Origin of the sequence: Streptomyces sp. NPDC058653, from assembly GCF_042716895.1 — a bacterium.
Lineage (GTDB): Bacteria > Actinomycetota > Actinomycetes > Streptomycetales > Streptomycetaceae > Streptomyces.
The window spans coordinates 85,772-104,869 of the sequence record NZ_JBHXRM010000025.1 but is presented as its reverse complement, the minus strand read 5'-3'; the positions used below and the strand labels follow the sequence as shown (position 1 = coordinate 104,869).

Annotated in this window: 19 protein-coding genes; 11 read left to right on the top strand and 8 right to left on the bottom strand. The window is 70.7% G+C overall.

The annotated features are described in order from the left end of the window. Window positions 1-97: 97 nt before the first annotated feature. Together ACFWU9_RS21795 and ACFWU9_RS21790 are read left to right on the top strand one after the other, a co-directional pair. Entirely contained in the window at window positions 98-760 is a 663-nt protein-coding gene (locus ACFWU9_RS21795) for a response regulator transcription factor (RefSeq protein ID WP_384320801.1), read from the top strand. Next, window positions 757-2,355 carry an ATP-binding protein gene (locus ACFWU9_RS21790; RefSeq protein ID WP_384320799.1) on the top strand — a complete coding sequence of 533 codons (1,599 nt, stop codon included), beginning with the start codon at window positions 757-759 and terminating at the stop codon, window positions 2,353-2,355. Before ACFWU9_RS21795 ends, ACFWU9_RS21790 begins: the two co-directional genes overlap by 4 nt. Here the strand turns inward: ACFWU9_RS21790 and ACFWU9_RS21785 are convergent. The 4 genes from ACFWU9_RS21785 to ACFWU9_RS21770 form a co-directional block, all read right to left on the bottom strand. Then, on the bottom strand, window positions 2,305-2,781 hold the full coding sequence (locus ACFWU9_RS21785) for a MarR family winged helix-turn-helix transcriptional regulator (protein ID WP_384320797.1): 477 nt from the start codon (window positions 2,779-2,781) through the stop codon (window positions 2,305-2,307). The genes ACFWU9_RS21790 and ACFWU9_RS21785 overlap by 51 nt on opposite strands. A gap of 105 nt (window positions 2,782-2,886) precedes the next feature. Beyond that, window positions 2,887-3,669, bottom strand: a complete 783-nt coding sequence (locus ACFWU9_RS21780; protein ID WP_384320795.1) for an AIM24 family protein — start codon at window positions 3,667-3,669, stop codon at window positions 2,887-2,889. Continuing rightward, window positions 3,666-4,349 (bottom strand): AIM24 family protein, encoded by a 684-nt coding sequence (locus ACFWU9_RS21775; protein ID WP_384320793.1) that lies wholly within the window; start codon window positions 4,347-4,349, stop codon window positions 3,666-3,668. Before ACFWU9_RS21775 ends, ACFWU9_RS21780 begins: the two co-directional genes overlap by 4 nt. Beyond that, window positions 4,349-4,987, bottom strand: a complete 639-nt coding sequence (locus ACFWU9_RS21770; protein ID WP_384320791.1) for an AIM24 family protein — start codon at window positions 4,985-4,987, stop codon at window positions 4,349-4,351. The genes ACFWU9_RS21775 and ACFWU9_RS21770 overlap by 1 nt, the downstream gene beginning before the upstream one ends. A gap of 189 nt (window positions 4,988-5,176) precedes the next feature. Here ACFWU9_RS21770 and ACFWU9_RS21765 point away from each other — a divergent pair, with 189 nt between their 5' ends. From ACFWU9_RS21765 to ACFWU9_RS21750, 4 genes are all read left to right on the top strand, one after another. Then, window positions 5,177-5,521: a DUF3817 domain-containing protein gene (locus tag ACFWU9_RS21765; RefSeq protein WP_384320789.1), complete on the top strand. Its 345-nt coding sequence runs from the start codon at window positions 5,177-5,179 to the stop codon at window positions 5,519-5,521. Further along, complete coding sequence (locus tag ACFWU9_RS21760) at window positions 5,518-5,811, top strand: MTH1187 family thiamine-binding protein (RefSeq protein WP_384320787.1); 294 nt, start codon at window positions 5,518-5,520, stop codon at window positions 5,809-5,811. The genes ACFWU9_RS21765 and ACFWU9_RS21760 overlap by 4 nt, the downstream gene beginning before the upstream one ends. Before the next feature lie 162 nt (window positions 5,812-5,973). After that, the gene (locus tag ACFWU9_RS21755) at window positions 5,974-7,737 is read left to right on the top strand and encodes a glycosyltransferase family 2 protein (protein WP_384320785.1); all 1,764 of its coding nucleotides are present in this window, start codon (window positions 5,974-5,976) and stop codon (window positions 7,735-7,737) included. Window positions 7,738-7,740: 3 nt separating this feature from the next. After that, window positions 7,741-9,714 (top strand): galactose oxidase-like domain-containing protein, encoded by a 1,974-nt coding sequence (locus ACFWU9_RS21750; RefSeq protein ID WP_384320783.1) that lies wholly within the window; start codon window positions 7,741-7,743, stop codon window positions 9,712-9,714. A gap of 28 nt (window positions 9,715-9,742) precedes the next feature. Here the strand turns inward: ACFWU9_RS21750 and ACFWU9_RS21745 are convergent, their stop codons facing one another. Continuing rightward, window positions 9,743-10,759 (bottom strand): glycoside hydrolase family 6 protein, encoded by a 1,017-nt coding sequence (locus ACFWU9_RS21745; RefSeq protein ID WP_384320781.1) that lies wholly within the window; start codon window positions 10,757-10,759, stop codon window positions 9,743-9,745. A gap of 70 nt (window positions 10,760-10,829) precedes the next feature. Beyond that, on the bottom strand, window positions 10,830-11,810 hold the full coding sequence (locus ACFWU9_RS21740) for a DUF5937 family protein (protein WP_384320779.1): 981 nt from the start codon (window positions 11,808-11,810) through the stop codon (window positions 10,830-10,832). A gap of 81 nt (window positions 11,811-11,891) precedes the next feature. On the opposite strand from ACFWU9_RS21740, the gene ACFWU9_RS21735 reads away from it, so the two are divergent. The 4 genes from ACFWU9_RS21735 (at window position 11,892) to ACFWU9_RS21720 (ending at window position 15,986) form a co-directional block, all read left to right on the top strand. Then, window positions 11,892-13,256, top strand: coding sequence for an MFS transporter (locus ACFWU9_RS21735; RefSeq protein ID WP_384320777.1), 1,365 nt, complete (start codon window positions 11,892-11,894; stop codon window positions 13,254-13,256). Between the two features lie 10 nt (window positions 13,257-13,266). Continuing rightward, entirely contained in the window at window positions 13,267-13,776 is a 510-nt protein-coding gene (locus ACFWU9_RS21730) for a MarR family winged helix-turn-helix transcriptional regulator (RefSeq protein ID WP_384320775.1), read from the top strand. Window positions 13,777-13,856: 80 nt separating this feature from the next. Beyond that, on the top strand, window positions 13,857-14,183 hold the full coding sequence (locus ACFWU9_RS21725; protein ID WP_384320773.1) for a DUF3817 domain-containing protein: 327 nt from the start codon (window positions 13,857-13,859) through the stop codon (window positions 14,181-14,183). Window positions 14,184-14,267: 84 nt separating this feature from the next. Further along, a complete protein-coding gene (locus tag ACFWU9_RS21720; protein ID WP_384320770.1) occupies window positions 14,268-15,986 on the top strand; it encodes a methylmalonyl-CoA mutase in 1,719 nt (572 codons plus the stop codon). A gap of 65 nt (window positions 15,987-16,051) precedes the next feature. On the opposite strand, the gene ACFWU9_RS21715 is transcribed toward ACFWU9_RS21720, so the two are convergent. Both ACFWU9_RS21715 and ACFWU9_RS21710 read right to left on the bottom strand, forming a co-directional pair. Next, complete coding sequence (locus ACFWU9_RS21715; RefSeq protein ID WP_384320767.1) at window positions 16,052-16,531, bottom strand: MarR family transcriptional regulator; 480 nt, start codon at window positions 16,529-16,531, stop codon at window positions 16,052-16,054. A 95-nt stretch (window positions 16,532-16,626) separates the two neighbouring features. Further along, entirely contained in the window at window positions 16,627-17,256 is a 630-nt protein-coding gene (locus ACFWU9_RS21710; RefSeq protein WP_384320765.1) for a TetR/AcrR family transcriptional regulator, read from the bottom strand. A gap of 364 nt (window positions 17,257-17,620) precedes the next feature. Between ACFWU9_RS21710 and ACFWU9_RS21705 the strand changes: the two genes are divergently transcribed. Then, a complete protein-coding gene (locus ACFWU9_RS21705) occupies window positions 17,621-18,595 on the top strand; it encodes a tetratricopeptide repeat protein (RefSeq protein WP_384320764.1) in 975 nt (324 codons plus the stop codon). The last annotated feature ends 503 nt before the right edge of the window (window positions 18,596-19,098 follow it).

Sequence of the window (19,098 nt, the reverse complement as noted above, 5' to 3'; positions counted from 1 at the left end):
GGGCCGTTTCGCTTGACCTCAATCTGGCCGAGGGAAGCTGAAGGCAGCCTGAAGCCACCTGAAGCTTTCTTCAGGTTCGGTTTGGGAGGCTGTGCGCATGCGCCTGTTGATTGTCGAGGACGAGAAACGGCTCGCGGTGTCGCTGGCCAAGGGCCTGCGGGCCGAGGGCTTCGCCGTGGACGTCGTGCACGACGGCCTCGAAGGGCTGCATCTGGCCGGTGAGGGCACCTACGACCTGATAGTGCTCGACATCATGCTGCCCGGCATGAACGGCTACCGCGTCTGCGCGGCCCTGCGCGCCGCGGGCAACGACGTACCGATCCTGATGCTGACGGCCAAGGACGGCGAGTACGACGAGGCCGAGGGCCTGGACACCGGCGCCGACGACTATCTGACCAAGCCGTTCTCGTACGTCGTGCTCGTCGCCCGGGTCAAGGCCCTGCTGCGCCGCCGGGGTTCGGCCGGCGCCTCGCCCGTGCTGCGCGTCGGCACCCTCACCGTGGACACCGCGACCCGCCGTGTCCACCGGGCGGACACCGAAGTCGCCCTCACCGCCAAGGAGTTCGCGGTTCTCGAACAGCTCGCGGTCCGGGCGGGGCAGATCGTGGGCAAGCCCGAGATCCTGGAGCACGTCTGGGACTTCGCGTACGACGGCGATCCCAACATCATCGAGGTCTACATCAGCGCGCTGCGCCGCAAGCTCGGTGCCGGGACGATCCAGACGGTGCGCGGCGCCGGTTACCGGCTGGTGGCCCTGTGAGCCGCCCGTTCTCCTCCGTACGGTCCCGGGCTTCCCTCGGGGCGACCGCCGTGGTGGCGGTGGCGCTGGTGGCGGCGGCGTTCGCCCTGCTCTTCGCGCTGCGCTCGAATCTGACCGGGCAGGCGGCGCGGGACGCCGACCAGTTCTCGCTGGAGGTCGCCCAGCAGATCGCGAACCGCGTAGCCCTCGCTGAAGTCGATCTGCAGGGCGGCCAGGACCACCCGACCCAGGTGCTCGACGGGAAGGGCCGGCTGGTCCTCGCGAGCGAGGACATGGAGAGGATCACCGGTACGGGTGTGGCCGCCGTGAGCCCCGTCCCGCCCCCGCCCACCGCGGCGCCGACCCCCACCCCCGCTCCCACGCCGACCGGTGACGACGACGATGACGACGGTGGTGACGACGACAGCGGCGGGGACGACGACAGCGGGGACGACCACGACGACGACAGCCAGGCCACCGGGACCCCGGCCGACGGCCTGGTCTCCCCTCCCGGGGACCACCGCACCGGAAGCGCCACCGTCGACGGCAGGTCCGGGGACTACATATTCTCCGAGCGCCGGGTCACCCGGCTTGAGGGCGGCCCGTACACCGTCCTCACCGGCTCCTCGCTCGGCCCGCAGGAGAGCGCCGTCCGCTTCGCCACGATCGCGATGAGCGTCGGCGTACCGGCCCTGCTGGTCGTCGTCGGCGGGGTGACCTGGCTGGTCACCCGGCGCGCGCTGCGGCCCGTGGAGGGCATCCGCCGGGAGATGGCCGCGATCACCGCGTCCGAGGACCTGACACGGCGGGTGCCCGAGCCGGCCACGCACGACGAGGTCGCCAAGCTGGCCCGTACGACGAACGAGACCCTCACCGCGCTCGAGGCCTCCGTCGACCGGCAGCGCCGGTTCGTCGCCGACGCCTCGCACGAGCTGCGCAGTCCGATCGCCTCGCTCCGCACCCAGCTCGAAGTGGGCGAGGCCCACCCGGAGTTGCTGGACGTGCCGGGCGCGGTCGCGGACACCGTACGGCTCCAGCAGCTCGCCGCCGACCTGCTGCTGCTCGCCCGTCTGGACGCGGGGGAGCACGCGGGCAGTACACGGCTCGATCTGGGCGCGCTGGTACGGGAGGAGGTCTCGCAGCGCTCGACCGACCGGATCCCGGTGACGCCGGACATCCGGGGCAGTGCCGAAGTGGCGGGCTCGCGGGGCCAGTTGGCGCGGGTGCTGGGCAATCTGCTGGACAACGCGCAGCGCCACGCGGCGGGAGAGGTACGCGCGACGGTGCGCCGCGAGGGCGGCCGGGTGGTCCTCGCGGTCTCCGACGACGGGGCGGGGGTGCCGGAGGCGGAGCGGGAGCGGATCTTCGAGCGGTTCGTACGCCTCGACGACGCCCGCAGCAGGGACGACGGCGGAGCGGGGCTCGGCCTCGCCATCGCCCGGGACGTGGCGCACCGGCACGGCGGCACGCTGGAGGTCGGACGCGCCGAGGCGGGCGGTGCCCGGTTCGAGCTGCGCCTGCCCGCCGTCGGCGGGGAGCCGGCCGGGCCGGTCCCCGCCCCCGCGTCAGCTCTTGGCGCGCCGCCCGCGCAGATGCTCGGCGACCGGCGTCAGTGACCTGTTCAGCGCGTCGAGCGCCTCGGGCGGCAGCAGGTCGATGAAGTGCGCCCGTACGGAGGCGACATGGTGCGGAGCGACCTCCTGCATCGTCTCCATGCCGTGGTCCGTCAGGACCGCGAAGAGGCCGCGGCGGTCGGACTCGCAGTTCTCACGGCGGACCAGGCCCGCGTTCTCCAGCCGGGTGATCTGGTGCGAGAGACGGCTCTTGGACTGGAGGGTGGCGGCGGCGAGGTCGCTCATGCGCAGCCGCCTCTCCTCCGCCTCGGAGAGGTTGACCAGGATCTCGTAGTCGTTGTTGGTCAGCCCGAAGGGCTGGAGGTCCTTCTCCAGCTGGTGCATCAGCAGCCTGCTGACGTCCAGATGGGTGCGCCACGTGCACTGTTCCGCGTCACTCAGCCAGCGGGTGGCCGTCTCGGTCTCCATATATGAATTCTACCTAAGAAGTTGAAAATTGGACGAAGTCGGCGAGTGTGACCCCGGGCACAGAAAAGGCGCACACGTTCGAGGTCACACTCCGCAGACTACCGCTCACAGCCCGAAGCGCCGCTGGAGGTCTCCCAGCTGTCCCGGCATCCTCGGGACACCGCCCGGCTGTCCGGCGGGCTGTCCACCACCGCCGCCGCCCGGTACACCGGGCTCGTTCGGCACCACACCGCGCGCCGTCTCCGCCATCAGGGCTTCGCTCGACTGGAGCAGCACCGTACCCGCCCCGACGAACTCGAACTGGTGCTCCTCGCCCGACGACCCGCCGAGCCCGCTCATCGCGCGCAGCCCGCCCATCACCCCGGTCATGTACGCGTGGTCGTAGTGGTGGCACGGCGAGGGGCAGTCGGCCCAGCCCACCAGCGCCTGCGGGTCCACCCGGATCGGCGGCTCCATGAAGACCACCGGGCCGTTCGACGCGGCCACGAACTTCCCCGTACCGATCAGGGTCAGAAAGCCCGGCACGATCGACTGCTTGAGCGCCAGCGACGGCTCGTACGCCAGCAGATTCCCGGACCGGACGGTCAGATTGCCGTTCTCCAGGTCGAAGGAGTTGACGTCGAAGGCGCGGTCGGCCAGCAGCATCTTGCCGCTGCCCTCCGCCACCACCCAGTCGCCCGCGTGCAGCGGCGAGTGGAAGCTGCTGCGCACCAGCCGGTCGAGCCGGCCGTGCCCGATCCCGTTGAAGTCGATCCGCCCGTAATAGGCGATCATCTTGCCCTTCTGGAGGAACCACTGGCTCCCTTTGAGTTCCACACAGAAGGTGTACGGGTTGACGTTGTCGTCGCTCGGCAGCGTCATCGGGTCAAGAACCACGGGCGTGCTCACAGCTTCTCCTCCGACGCCTGGACGTACACCGCACCGTTGCCGCTCAGCTCCAGCTGGAAGGCCTCGCCCGAGCCCCGGCCCACCATGTCGCGCCAGCCGACGGCGGTCGAGAGCTTGTTGCGGACGTCGCCGTGGTGGGCGACATAGGCCTGAGGGTCGACATGGACCGAACGGCCCTGGCCGATCGGCAGCTCGATGATCCCCCCGTGCGCCATCACGGCCGCCGAGCCATGGCCCTTGAGGGTCGTGGTGAACAGGCCCTGGCCCGTCACCTGGCCGCGCACCATGCCCATGACGCCGCCCTGCGCGCCCATGAACATCGTGCCCTGCTCCAGCGTCCCGTCGAAGGCGAGCAGCCGGTCGGCCTCCACGTACAGGGTGTCGCCGCTCAGCTCGATCACCTGGATGTGATGGCCGCCGTGACCGAACAGCACGGTGCCGGACGGGGTCCCCCCGGGGCCGCCGGGCCCGAGGGGAACCTCCACCGTCATCAGCGGGGCGGCCTCACCCGCCACGCGCCGGCCGATCATCGACATCAGACCGCCCTGGCCGCCCGCCGTGTTCGGCGTGAAGGTGACCTCGCCCCGGTAGGCGAGCATCGCGCCGCGCTGGCTGAACATCTTCTGGCCGGGCGCCACCGTCGCCTCGACCATCTTCGAGTTGATCTCCCGGAACGGCATCAGACATCGCCCCCGACGGTGTTGCGCTCGCTCGGCTGGACGTAGACGAGCCCGTCGCCCTCGAAGCGCAGCTGGAAGGCCTCGCCGCCGCCCTCGCCCATGACGGTCCGGAAGTTCACCCCGGACTGGAGATTCTGCTGGAGGTTGCCCTGGTGCGCCACGTACGCGCCGGGGTCGACGGAGAGCGGGTACTGGGGTGTCACCCGCAGCACCACGGCCGTGCCGTCGGACATGATCGCCGCCTGGCCCGTGCCCTCGACGGTCGTCGTGAACAGGCCGGTGCCGCTCGCGCCACCGCGCAGACCGTTGAAGCTGGTGCCGGTCCGCAGTCCGCCGTCCGTGCACAGGAGATTGCTCGCCTCCACGTACAGCTTGTCGCCGTGCAGCGAGACCAGACTGATCTGGCTCGCCCGGTCCGCGAAGAAGCAGGTGCCCTCCCCCTTCACCTCCATCATGACCATCTGTTCGCCGGTGAGGCGCCGGGTGACCATGCCCCGTATGCCCTCACCGCCACCGGACAACTTCTTGAACGCCATCCGGCCGTCGTAGGCGACCATCGAGCCGTTCTTCGCCCGCACGGAGTCGCCTGTCATCGAGACGGCGAGCACCTTGCTGCCTTGGAGTCGGAACTGAGCCACAGCACGAAGGTATCCGGGCCCGGATAAAAATCGGGCAAAGCCCGGTGTCACAATGGGACGTCGCTTGTGCGCGCGTTCACAAGATGATCATGCGCCCAGGGTGAGCCGCGGTGATCCCGCGCGCGCGGCGATCACGGTGATCACCCGGCGACGACCGCGACGCCCCCCGACGACGAAGGTGCCTGCCCCGTGGACATCAAGACCGCCTCATCCCTCCACCGTCTCCGCCTGGTATCGGCGCCGGAGGCCGTGTCGTTCCTGCTGCTGCTCGTCTGCTCCGTGCTCAAGCGCACGACGGACTTCAACGCCGTCCCGGTGATGGGCGCGATCCACGGGCTGCTCTTCGTCCTGTACGTGATCTTCTGGCTGGACGCCTGGAAGCGCGTCCGCTGGCCGCTCGGGACCGCCGCGCTCTACTTCGTGCTGTCGGTCCTGCCGACCGGCGGCTTCTTCGCGGACCGCAGGCTCAGGCGTGAGGCCGAGGACGAGGTCATCGCCTCCCGCGCCCGCCGCGAGGGTACGGTCAGCGCATGATCGTCGCCTTCTCCATCACGCCGCTCGGTGTGGGCGAGGACGTCGCGGAGTACGTCGCGGACGCCGTCCGCGTCGTACGCGAGTCCGGGCTGCCGAACCGCACCGACGCCATGTTCACCTCCGTCGAGGGCGAGTGGGACGAGGTGATGGACGTGGTCAAGCGGGCGGTCGCCGCCGTCGAGGCGCGCGCCCCGCGCGTCTCGCTCGTACTGAAGGCCGACGTACGGGCGGGGGTCACCGACGCCCTCGACTCCAAGGTCGAGTCGCTGGAACGGCACCTCGCCGGCTGACGGCGCCCGGGCGCCGGATCCGCCGTCAGATCCGCGATCCCCGCGGCCCCTTCGGCGCCCCTTACTGCCACTCGCACGGACGACTCCAGTCGACACGCCGAGGTATATCCACTTTTCTGGGGATATCGACCTCGCTCAGACGCTGGAGTTGCTGGAGGCACCGTGCGGCCGGAGGGCTACGACTACGACACGTACAGCTGTCTCGCCGGCCCGCTGACCGAGCCGGACCGGACGATCGCCTACCAGGTGCGGTACCGGAGTCTGCTCGCCCGGGAGCCCCACCGGGTGCGCGCGGTCGCGCTGATGGTCCTGGCCCCCCTGCTCTCCGGAGTGCTGCTGGTCTATCTCGTCTGGCCCACCCACTGGACCGAACGCGAGGGCGCCGCCCGCTGGCTCATCGCCTTCGACACCGTGATGCTCGTGTCGATCGGGCTCATCGCGTTCTTCATGCTCGTCAACGTCGCCTCCATCGCACACGCGACGCTCGTCGCCAGGGACCCGGTGCCGGTCGTCGCCGAGGTCGGCACCCGCGTCGCGTTCGTCACCACGTACGTCCCCGGCAAGGAACCGCTCTCCATGCTGCGGGGCACCCTCGAAGGAGCTGTACGGCTGCGGCACCGGGGCCCCCTCGACATCTGGCTGCTGGACGAGGGCGACGACCCGTCCGCCCGGGCGCTCTGCCGGGAGCTGGGGGTGCGTCACTTCAGCCGTCTGGGCGTACCGGAGTGGAACAGGAAGAAAGGCGTCCACAAGGCCCGTACCAAACACGGCAACTACAACGCCTGGCTCGCGATGTACGGCGACGACTACGACTTCTTCGCCTCCGTCGACACCGACCACGTCCCGCTGCCCAACTTCCTGGAGAGGATGCTGGGCTTCTTCCGTGACCCGGACGTCGCCTTCGTCGTCGGACCGCAGGTCTACGGCAACTACGACGCCGCCGTCACCAAGGCCGCCGAATCCCAGCAGTTCCTCTTCCACGCGCTGATCCAGCGGGCCGGCAACCGCTACCACGCGCCCATGTTCGTCGGCACCAACAACGCCGTACGGGTCACCGCCCTCAAGCAGGTCGGCGGCCTCTACGACTCGATCACCGAGGACATGGCCACCGGCTTCGAACTGCACCGCAGGAGGAACCCGCAGACCGGACGGTTCTGGCGGTCCGTCTACACCCCCGACGTCCTCGCCGTCGGCGAGGGCCCCGCCTCCTGGACCGACTTCTTCACCCAGCAGCTGCGCTGGTCACGGGGGACGTACGAGACCATCCTCCGGCAGTACGGCAAGGCGGTCTTCCGGGTCCCGCCCGGCCGGCTCCTCAGCTACACGCTGATGCTCGTCTACTACCCGATGACCGCCGTCAACTGGCTGCTCGGCATCCTCAGCTGCGTCCTGTTCCTGTGGCTCGGCGCCTCCGGCACACAGGTCTCCTCCTCGCTCTGGCTGATGCTCTACAGCGACGCCGCCGCCTGCCAGATCGGGCTCTACCTCTGGAACCGGCGGCACAACGTCTCGCCGCACGAGCCCAGCGGTTCCGGCGGGCTGGCGGGGATGGCCATGTCGGCGCTCTGCGCGCCGATCTATCTCATGTCGCTGGGCTCGGCGGTGCTGCGCACCAGCGGCCGCTTCGTGGTCACGCCGAAGGGCGGCGAGAGGAGCGCCGACCGCGTCATGACCTTCCGGGTGCACCTGTGCTGGGCCGCCGTGCTGACGGGTTCGCTCGCGGCGTCCGTGTACTTCGGCAACACCCATGCCGCGATGCGCACCTGGGCCGTACTGGCCCTGGTCATCTCGCTCGCCCCGGTCGCCGTCTGGGGCTGGACCACCCTGCGCGGGCGCCGCGACGCGGCCGGCATCCCGGTGCAGCCGATCGAAGACGGGCCGGAGCAGCCGGAGCCGGCACTCGCCACCACGACAGGAGGGAACTGACCCATGGCCTACCGGCCCTCGCACAAGTTCAAGAAGACGCTCCTCGGTGGCGGGGCGGTGGTGCTGCTGATGTCGCTCAACGCGCCGGCGGCCATCTCCTTCGCGGAGGACAAGTACCACGCGTACAAGATCGCGCAGCCCGGTTACAAGGCGCGCTACGGCTCCTGGGAGGTGCTCGACGTCCCGGAGGAGTACCGGACCAACGCCATCCACGCCGCGCTGCTGCGCACCGGCAAGGTGCTGCTGATCGCCGGGTCCGGGAACAGCCAGCAGAAGTTCGACGCGGGCACCTTCGACACCGTCCTGTGGGACCCGTCCGACAACTCGTACCGCAAGATCCCCACCCCGGAGGACTTCTTCTGCGCGGGCCACTCCCAACTGGCCGACGGGCGGCTGCTGGTGGCGGGCGGCACCGCGCGCTACGAGGTCCTCCGAGGGAAGGTCGACCGGGCCGGCGGCGGGATGCGGGTGAAGAACGAGAGCCCGGACCGGGCACGCACCTTCAAGAAGGGCACCCGCTTCCGCTCCCCGTCGGGGGTCGAGTACGTGAGCAAGTTCGATGTCACCGTGCCCAAGGCGAAGCGCGACTTCAAGATCACGTACGCCAAGGGCGGCCGGATGCTGCCCTGGAAGACCAAGGTCACCGCGGGCGAGGCGCGGGTCTTCGTGGAGGCCGTCGACAAGGGGCCCCGGGCACTGACGACGGAGGCCGCGCAGTACGAGATCGTCGGCCTCAGGGGCAAGGAGGCGGACAACTACTACGGTCTGGCGCAGAAGCTGACCACGGAGAAGCAGGACTTCCAGGGCATCAAGGCGGCGTACGAGTTCGACCCGGTGGCGGAGAGGTACATCCGGGTGGACCCGATGAAGGAGGCCCGCTGGTACCCGACGCTGGTCACCCTCCAGGACGGCCGGGTGCTCGCCGTCTCGGGTCTGGACGACGTCGGCGCCGTCCTCACCGGGGAGAACGAGATCTACGACCCCAAGTCCAAGAAGTGGTCCAAGGGCCCGACGCGCTACTTCCCCACGTATCCCGCGCTCTTCCTCACCAAGGGCGGCAAGATCTTCTACTCGGGGTCGAACGCGGGGTACGGCCCCGCCACGGCCGGCCGTCAGCCCGGCCTGTGGGACCTGCGGAGGAACATCTTCACGAAGGTCGACGGGCTCGGCCAGCTGGACCAGACGGAGACCTCGGCCTCACTGGTGCTGCCTCCCGCGCAGGACCAGAAGGTGATGGTGCTCGGCGGCGGCGGGGTCGGGGAGTCGTCGAAGTCCACGGCCCGTACGGCGATCGTGGATCTGAAGGAGGACAGTCCCGCCTTCCGGGCCGGGCCGGACCTGCCGCAGGGGACGCGCTATCTGAGCAGCGTGATCATGCCCGACGACACGGTCTTCACGAGCGGTGGTTCGTCCGACTACCGGGGGCGCAGCGCCAGCGACATCCTCAAGGCGCAGTTCTACGACCCGAGGACGAACACCTTCCGGAAGGCGGCCGACCCGACCGTGGGCCGCAACTACCACTCCGAGGCGCTGCTGCTGCCCGACGGACGGGTGGCGACCTTCGGCTCCGACCCGCTCTTCGACGACGCGGACAACACGAAACTCGGCAGGTTCGAGCAGCGGGTGGAGATCTACACCCCGCCCTCCCTGGAAGGCGAGGGCGCGAAGCGGCGGCCGGTGCTGGAGGAGGGGCCGGCGGAGCTCGACCAGAACGGGCGGGCCACCTTCCGTACGGACCGTCCGGACCGGATCGCGAAGGCGCGGCTGATGCGGCCGAGCGCCGTCACGCACAGCACGGACGTGGAGCAGCGGTCGATCGAGCTCGCGATGACCAAGCGGGGCGGCTCGCTGACGGTGGACGTGCCGTCCGACCCGACGCTGGTGCCGCCCGGCTGGTACATGCTGTTCGTGACGGACACGGCGGGGGTGTCGTCGGAGGCGCGGTGGATCCAGGTGAAGGAGGAGGCCGGGTCCTGAGTCCGCGTCCGACACCGCCGGGTCCGCCTCAGTTCCCGGCGCGGCGGGCGAGTCCGAGGGCGTAGTCCGGCCACCAGGTGCCGGCCGCGGGGCCGCCCCGGCAGGGGCCGTCCGAGTCGCCGGGCCGTTTGATCCACAGGTAGGCGTCGACCAGGGCGTCGCCGGTCTCGGTGGTCGGCGGCGTACCCAGCGATCTGCCCGGCGGGTTGCACCAGGCCTCGTCGCCCCCGTCGGTGAGGGGACCGGCGCCGTTGCGGCTGGTGTCGACGGTGAAGTGGGCGCCGTCGAGGAGTCCCGACAGCTTGGTGCCGAAGGCCTTGACCGCCTCGTCCGTCTGGAAGTTGGAGACGTTGAGGGAGAAGCCGTCCGCCCTCGCGACCCCGGCGGTGCGCAGCGGCTCGGCGATCTTCGCCGGTTGCTTGATCCAGGCCGGGTTGCCCGCGTCCAGATAGACCTTGGTGGCGGGCTGCCGCTTGAGCCGGTCGATCGCCTCGGAGAGCAGTCGGCTGCGCTCCCCGTGGTGCTCGGCGGGGGTGCAGCCGTCCACCAGATGGGAGACGGCGTCCGGTTCGAGGATCACCAGGGCGCGCGCCGTGCCGATGGCGTCGGCGAAGGAGTCGATCCAGGCGAGATAGGCCTGGCCGTCGCGGGCGCCGCCGGCGGAGTAGAGGCCGCAGTCACGGTGCGGGATGTTGTACGCGACGAGGACCACCGTGCGTTTTCCGGCGGCGCCCCGTACGGCCCTGCGGATCTCGGGCGCGGGGTCGTCACCGGCGGGCCAGTCCGCCACGGGGCGTTCGGAGATCCGCTTGAGGGCCTTGGCGTCCTCGGTACGGCCCTGGGCCCGCCACCGCTCGACCTGGCGCGCGGCATCGCTCCGGGGGTCGACCCAGAAGGGGGAACCGGCGGTCGGGGCGGCCTCGCCCCGTACGGCGGCGGCCCCCTCCTTGTCCCGTTCGGGCGCGTCGGAGCCGGAGGAACAGCCGGCGAGCGCGCATACGGCGGCGGTGGCGATGGAGACGAGGCGCGTGGTGCGGCTGGACATCCAGCCCCCTTGAACGACCGGAGAAGCACAGGACCGGGCAATCGTGGCATATCGGTCACCCTCCGTGGTGCTACGACACCGCCAGCGCGATCCCGAGTGGTGTCCGCTCGTACAGCACCTGGTGCGAGTGGCGCCGCGACGTCAGCAGGCCCGCGTCGCGCAGCACCGACAGATGGGCGGAGACGGAGGAGGGGGCGAGGCCGAGCCGGTGCGCGAGCGCGGTGGTCCCGGCGGGTTCGTCGAGCGCGCACAGGACATCGGCGCGGACCCGGCCGAGCAGCCGGGCGAGCGCGTCCGGCGTACGGTCGGCGGCCTCCGTCCACAGCCCGCCGATGCCGCGCGCCGGGTAGATGACGGCGGGCTGGTACGGCGGCTCGTGCCCGCCGATGATCTCGGGCCAGGTGAAGACGCTCGGTACGAGGACGAGCCCGCGCCCGTCGAGGACCCGGTCGTGGTCGCCGCGGGTGCCGAGAACGGTGAGGGTGGAGTCCGCCCAGACCAGCCGGGGGCTCAACTCGCCCAGCAGCCGCCCGAATCCGACCTCGGCGAGGCGTCGCGAGTGATACGCGATGTCGGCTTCGAGGAGCGCGCGCAGCCGGGGCCAGTCGGGCTCCACCAGCCGCCGCCAGACCTCCTCCAGCAGCCCGGCCAGCTCCCGCACCGCCCGCGCCGGGTCGGCCAGCATCGCGCGCCCGGCGTCGCTCCCGGCCGCGCCGGGCGTCTCGGCGAGCGTGAGGGCCAGGTCCCGGTGGGCGGCCCCCGGCCGCGTGGACCGTACGAGGGCGATCTCGTCCGCGAAGGTGGCGACGGGGCTCTCCGGCGGCGGGCAGAGGAAGTCCGGATTGTGGCCGGTCCGGGGCATCAGCAGCCGCAGGGGCCGCAGATCCAGCCCGTCGGCCGCCGCCCTGACCCGCCGCAGCCACGGCAGGTGGTACCCGTGCCGCTCGGGCCGCGCGAGGGTGCGTACGGCCTCCTGCGTCTCCCACAGGGGCGACAGGGCGAACCGGCACCGGAGCAGATCGCTCTCCCCGAAACGCAGCTGGAACACCATGGAGTCCCTCGCTCCCGTAGGCAAGATTCGGCTGGTGCCGAAAGTCTAGAGCCGGGACCCGGCCGCGACGACGCTGTGCCCATGCCGACGCCGGACCCCACCACCACCCCACCGCCCGCGCCGGGCCCCCGGCGCACACCGACGCCCGCACCTCCCGGGGGAGAGCACCCGGCCGGGGCCGGCGCCACCGACGGGGCGCCGCCCATCCCGCGCGGCTATCGCGCGGTCTTCGCCGTGCGCGAGTTCCGCGCCGTGTTCGCGGCGCACCTGCTCTCCCTTCTCGGGGTCGTCGTCACCGAGATCTCTCTCACCGTCCTCGTCTACGACCTCACCGGGTCGCCCCTGCTCAGCGCCCTCACCTTCGCGCTCGGGATGCTGCCGTACCTCTTCGGGGGGACGCTGCTCGCCGGGGTCGCCGACCGGTATCCGGCGCGGCGCGTGCTCGTCGTCTGCGATCTCGTCTGTGCCGCGTTCGTCGCCGTCATGGTGCTGCCCGGGACCCCGGTCCTCGGGCTGCTCGCCCTGCGGTGCGCCGTCGCCGCCGTCGCGCCCGTCTTCACCGGGACCCGGACGGCCGCGCTCGCCGACATCCTCGGGGAGGGGGACCTCTATGTCCTCGGGCGCTCCCTCCTGAGGATCGTCTCGCAGAGCTCGCTGCTCGCCGGGTTCGCCGTAGGCGGCGCGCTCCTCGCCGTCGTGCCCCCGCGCGGCGCGATCTCCCTCACCGTCCTCACCTTCCTGTGCTCCGCCGCAGTGCTGCGCCTCGGTACGAAGGACCGGCCCGCCCGCCTCCTCAAGAAGGACGGCGGCGCGAACCTGCTCCGGGACTCCCTCGGCGGCGCCCGGCTCGTCCTCGCCGACCGGCGGATCCGGGCGCTGATGCTGCTCTTCTGGGTGCCCGCGATGTTCCTGGTCGCGCCGGAGGCGCTCATGGCGCCGTACGCCGACCGGATCGGCGCCGGTCGGGCCGCGCTGGGGCTCATGATGTGCGCGATGCCGGTCGGGCAGATCGCGGCGGAGCTCGTCGCCGGCTCGGCGCTGAGCCCCCGCTCACGCTCGCGGATCGTGCTTCCCGCGGCCGCCGCCGGGCTGCTGCCGCTGCTCGTCTACGCCGTCACCCCCGGCATGACCCTGGCGCTGATCGCCCTCGCGCTCTCCGGGGCCGGCGCCGTGTACGTCATCGGCCTCGACCAGTGGTTCGTGGACGCCGTCCCCGACGAGCTCCGCGGCCGGGCCATGACCCTGATGACCGCGGGACTGATGACGATCCAGGGCCTCGGCATGGCACTGGCCGGTCTCGCCGCCGAGTTCCTCCCCGTCCACCAGGTCGTCGCCGGCTCCGGTCTGATCGGAACCCTCTGCTCCGTCCTTCTCGTACGCGAGGTGCGGCGAACCGGCCCGGGCAAACCGGGAGTAGGGGCAGACCGCCCCCTGACCACTGGGTAAGGTCGTCGGCGTGTCCAAGCCGCTCAGCCTCGCCTTCGATCCCATCGCCCGAGCCGACGAGCTCTGGCAGCAGCGCTGGGGGCCCGTGCCGTCGATGGGCGCGATCACCTCGATCATGCGGGCCCACCAGATCCTGCTCGCCGAGGTCGACGCGGTGGTCAAACCGTACGGACTGACCTTCGCCCGGTACGAGGCGCTGGTGCTGCTGACCTTCTCCAAGGCCGGTGAGCTGACCATGTCCAAGATCGGGGAGCGGCTGATGGTCCACCCGACGTCCGTCACGAACACGATCGATCGTCTCGTCAGATCCGGCCTGGTCGACAAACGCCCCAATCCGAACGACGGCCGGGGCACCCTCGCCTCCATCACCGACAAGGGCCGCGAGGTCGTCGAGGCCGCGACCCGTGACCTGATGGCGATGGAGTTCGGCCTCGGTGCGTACGACGCGGAGGAGTGCGCCGAGATCTTCGCGATACTGCGCCCGCTGCGCGTCTCGGCCCAGGATTTCGACGACAGCTGAGTCACCCGGTCGGCCCAGCCCCCGTCGTACCCCCGGCCCCTGGCGTCCGAGGGGATTTTTCGGGTCGTTACGCTCAGGGCATGAAACAGAGCATCCTGACCCGCTACCGGGTCATGGCGTACGTCACCGCCGTCTGGCTGCTGGTGTTCACCGTCGCCATCGTCATGAAGTACGGCTTCGACGCCGGCGACACCATGGTGATCTCCCAGATCCACGGTGTGCTCTTCATCGTCTACGTCGTCTTCGCCTTCGACCTGGGCTCCAAGGCGAAGTGGCCCTTCGGCAAGCTCCTGTGGGTGCTGGCCGCCGGCTGTATCCCGGTCGCCTCGTTCCTCGTGGAACCGAGGATCACCAAAGAGGTCCAGCCGCTGATCACGCCGGACGAGACCGCCACCGTCGAGGCCTGAGTCCCGGCTCCTCCCACCGCCGCGGGAAAACTCGTGGCGGTGAGCGTTCGACATTTACTAGGACGTCCAAGTAAATTCGGAGGCATGGACCCTCACGCGCACGCCGACACCGCAGGCATCGAGGAGGGCCGCCAGCGCTGGCAGGCCCGTTACGACAAGGCCCGCAAGCGGGACGCGGACTTCACCACGCTCTCCGGCGATCCCGTCGAGCCGGTCTACGGGCCCCGTCCGGGTGACACGTACGAGGGATTCGAGCGGATCGGCTGGCCGGGTGAGTATCCGTTCACCCGTGGTCTCCACGCGACCGGATACCGGGGCCGTACGTGGACGATCCGCCAGTTCGCCGGCTTCGGCAACGCGCGCCAGACGAACGAGCGCTACAAGACCATCCTCGCCAACGGCGGCGGCGGCCTCTCGGTGGCCTTCGACATGCCGACCCTCATGGGCCGCGACTCCGACGACCCGCGCTCGCTCGGCGAGGTCGGCCACTGCGGCGTCGCGATCGACTCCGCCGCCGACATGGAGATCCTCTTCGGCGGCCTCCCGCTCGGGGACGTCACGACGTCCATGACCATCAGCGGCCCCGCCGTCCCGGTCTTCTGCATGTACCTCGTCGCCGCCGAGCGCCAGGGCATCGACCCCGCCGTACTGAACGGCACGCTCCAGACGGACATCTTCAAGGAGTACATCGCCCAGAAGGAGTGGCTCTTCGAGCCCGAGCCCCATCTGCGGCTGATCGGCGACCTGATGGAGCACTGCGCGCGGTCCATCCCCGCGTACAAGCCGCTCTCGGTCTCCGGCTACCACATCCGCGAGGCCGGGGCCACGGCCGCGCAGGAGCTCGCCTACACCCTCGCCGACGGCTTCGGCTATGTGGAGCTGGGCCTCTCGCGCGGGATGGACGTCGACGTCTTCGCGCCCGGGCTCTCCTTCTTCTTCGACGCGCACCTCGACTTCTTCGAGGAGATCGCCAAGTTCCGCGCCGCGCGCCGGATCTGGGCGCGCTGGATGAGGGAGATGTACGGCGCCAGGACGGACAAGGCGCAGTGGCTGCGCTTCCACACCCAGACGGCCGGTGTCTCGCTCACCGCGCAGCAGCCGTACAACAACGTCGTACGGACCGCGGTCGAGGCCCTCTCGGCGGTCCTCGGCGGCACGAACTCGCTGCACACCAACGCCCTGGACGAGACCCTGGCGCTGCCCAGCGAGCAGGCCGCCGAGATCGCCCTGCGCACCCAGCAGGTGCTGATGGAGGAGACCGGCGTCGCCAATGTCGCCGACCCGCTGGGCGGTTCCTGGTACGTCGAGCAGCTCACGGACCGCATCGAGGCCGACGCGGAGAAGATCTTCGAGCAGATCAAGGAGCGCGGTCTGCGGGCACACCCCGACGGACAGCACCCCATCGGGCCCATCACGTCCGGCATTCTGCGCGGCATCGAGGACGGCTGGTTCACCGGCGAGATCGCGGAGTCCGCCTTCCAGTACCAGCGGGCGCTGGAGAAGGGCGAGAAGCGCGTGGTCGGCGTCAACGTCCACCACGGCTCCGTCACCGGCGACCTGGAGATCCTGCGCGTCAGCCACGAGGTCGAGCGCGACCAGGTGGCGGAGCTGGCGGACCGCAGGGCCGCGCGTGACGACGCCCGTGTCCGTACGGCCCTGGAGGCGATGCTGGTCTCCGCGCGCGACGGGTCGAACATGATAGGCCCGATGCTGGAGGCGGTCCGCGCGGAGGCGACGCTGGGCGAGATCTGCGGCGTCCTGCGGGACGAGTGGGGCACGTACACGGAGCCGCCCGGCTTCTGAACCGAGACGGCACCGCGCACGCCGGGCTGCTCAGCGGACGGTCCGCACCGCGCATGCCGGGCTGCTCAGCGGACCGTCCGGACGGTTCCGCCGGGGAGGTCGCTGTCGCCGCCCAGATTGTCGATCATGCGGCGCAGGACGTTCAGGGCCGCCGCGTACTCGTCGGGCGTGATGCCCCGGTGCACCTGGTCGTTCACCGCCGACAGCCGTTCCCGGGCGCGGAGCCGGCCCGCCTCGCCGTCCTCGGTGAGGACGAACGCGCCCGACTCCTCGGCCAGCCAGCCACGGGCGATCAGATCGGCGAACACGGCCTCGAAGTCGCTGTCCTGGTCGTCGTAGGGCGTGAGCCGCTCGGTGAGCCCTTCCCGGTCCCACGCCCCGGGCGCGCCCGCGACATGGTTGAGGGTCCACCAGTGCGGCTGGGTGAGGTCGTCGGTGGCCAGCTCCGCGCGGATACGGCCCACGACACGGCGCATCGTGGCGCCGCTCCAGTAGCCGATGGGCTGGGCGGCCAGTTCCTCGGTGGTGTGCTCCTGAACGGTCATGGCGGCGTCCTCCGGGGTGCGGGACCGTCTGCGCGATCCACGGGATCGGTACGGCCGCGAGGCTAGAACCCCAAGTCCCCTTGAGGTCAAGGGACTCATGAGCCCTGGATCGCCGCCAGCCCTCCCACCAGCAGCAGCGTGAAGCCGCGCGCCCAGTCCTCGTCCACCGGCTCCGCGCTCACGAGCGTGCGGTGGACCACCGCGCCCGCGATCACGTCGAAGATCAGGTCGGCGTTGCGCGCCGCCGTCCCGGGATCGCTCTCGTACGCCAACTCGCCCCGCTTCTGGGCCCGTTCACGGCCCTTGAGCACCAGCCCCTTCTGCCGGTCCACGATCGCCGTACGGATCCGGTCCCGCAGCGCGTCGTCCCGGGTGGACTCGGCGACCACCGCCATCAGCGCGGTCTTGGTCTCCGGCCGCTCCAGCAGGGCGGCGAACTGGAGCACGACGCCCTCGATGTCCGCGTCAAGGCTGCCCAGGTCGTGGATCTCGATCTCGTCGAATATGAGGGCGACCGCGTCGACCACCAGCTCGTACTTGCTCGCCCAGCGCCGGTACAGCGTCGTCTTGGCGACGCCCGCGCGCGCGGCGACATCCCCCATCGACAGCTTGGACCAGCCCAGTTCCACCAGTGCCGCCCGCGTCGCCAGCAGGATCGCGGTGTCGGCCGCGGCGCTGCGGGGACGGCCGGAGCGGGTGGGACTGTCGTGGCGGCGGCTCAGCATGCCCGCGACCATACCGGGCGGTAGGGAATCCGCTGTGAGTCAGTTCACCGGATGAATCTCACACGGACGGGGGACCTTCCGGTTACGCTACGACCCGTAGCGAAAGACCGTTTCTTCTCGGGCGGTTCTTGAGCGACGACCACTGGTACGGGGTGGGGACCCCGTACCGAACCCAGGTCCCTCACCGGGGACTTGCCCCGTACGTGTTCAGGTCATGCGCGGGGCGCGAAGAGGCGTGACGCCCGTGTCCGCCCGTACGCCCCGCGGCCTGCGGGGGGTACGGAGCCGGACACGGTTCTGTGTGGGCGGTACAAACTGTCCGATTGCTTTTCACTTGCGCGCGCGGAGAGGGGAGGATGTACTCATGCAGCCTAGGAACATGTCCATGAGCGGCGTCGTCGATCTCGCCGCGGTGAAGGCGGCCGGTGAGGCCAAGGCCAAGGCCGAGCAGGCCCGCGCCGAGGCGGCCCGTCGGGGCGACACCGGTGCCGTACCCCCCTCAAGTCTGGTGATCGACGTCGACGAGGCCGGCTTCGAGCGCGACGTCATCCAGCGCTCCGCCGAGGTCCCGGTCGTCATCGACTTCTGGGCCGAGTGGTGCGAGCCGTGCAAGCAGCTCAGCCCCGTTCTGGAGCGGCTGGCCCGTGACTACAACGGCCGGTTCGTTCTCGCCAAGGTCGACGTCGACGCCAACCAGATGCTGATGCAGCAGTTCGGGATCCAGGGCATCCCGGCGGTCTTCGCCGTGGTGGCCGGCCAGGCGCTGCCCCTCTTCCAGGGCGCGGCCCCGGAGGGCCAGATCCGCGAGACGCTGGACCAGCTGATCCAGGTCGGTGAGCAGCGCTTCGGACTCACCGGTCTCACCGTCGACGGGGAGGCCGGCGCGCAGGACGCGGACGCCGAGCCCGTGGAGCAGGCCGGGCCGTACGACGCGCTGCTCGAAGCCGCCGTACGGGCGCTGGACGCCAACGACTTCGGCGGCGCCGCGCAGGCGTACCGGAACGTGCTCGTCGACGACCCCGGCAACACGGAGGCCAAGCTCGGTCTCGCGCAGGCCGAACTGCTCGCCCGGGTCCAGGGGTTGGACCCGGGGCAGGTGCGCAAGGACGCGGCGGAGAAGCCCGACGACGTCCTCGCGCAGATCGCCGCCGCCGACCTCGATCTGGTCGGCGGTCATGTGGAGGACTCCTTCGGCCGGTTGGTCGAAGCCGTGCGGCGCACGGCGGGGGAGGACCGGGACATGGCGCGGCTGCGGCTGCTCGAACTCTTCGAGGTGATCGGCTCGGACGACCCCAGGGTGACCGCGGCGCGGTCCGCGCTCGCCAGGGTGTTGTTCTGACGTCCCATCCGCCCCGACCCCTCTTCCGGGGCGACACATAACAATTTGCCGACCCCCGGCACCACGACCCCGTTTTGCCAAAACTTGGTAAAGCGGGGTCGCTGTTACTGCGAGTAAATCAACCGGCTTGGTCTGTCCGGGTATTGGTGGTATTCGCGAGTTCTGTCGGGGCGGTTCGAGGCACCCTGTGTGCCCGCCCGGCGGCGCCCCGTCGCCCCTCGGCGGCCCGCCCATTACCAGCCAGTAACGAACCCCCTTGTGTCCCGGGCGCGAATACACCACGATCGTCCACGCTCGGTCCAACAGCGCACCGGCGCGGCGACCCGGCCGTGGCCACCGAAACGTTGGATCCCCACCGGGCGGGCCGGCGGAGCAGTGGCGCCGACCCACGGACAGGGGGGTTCCCGTCGACCGGCGGGGCCTGTCCGGCGGCCACGCACCGCGCGTGGTCCAGTGGTTGTCGCTCGGGGGTGATCGTCGGTGATTCTGACGCGGCCCTGTCC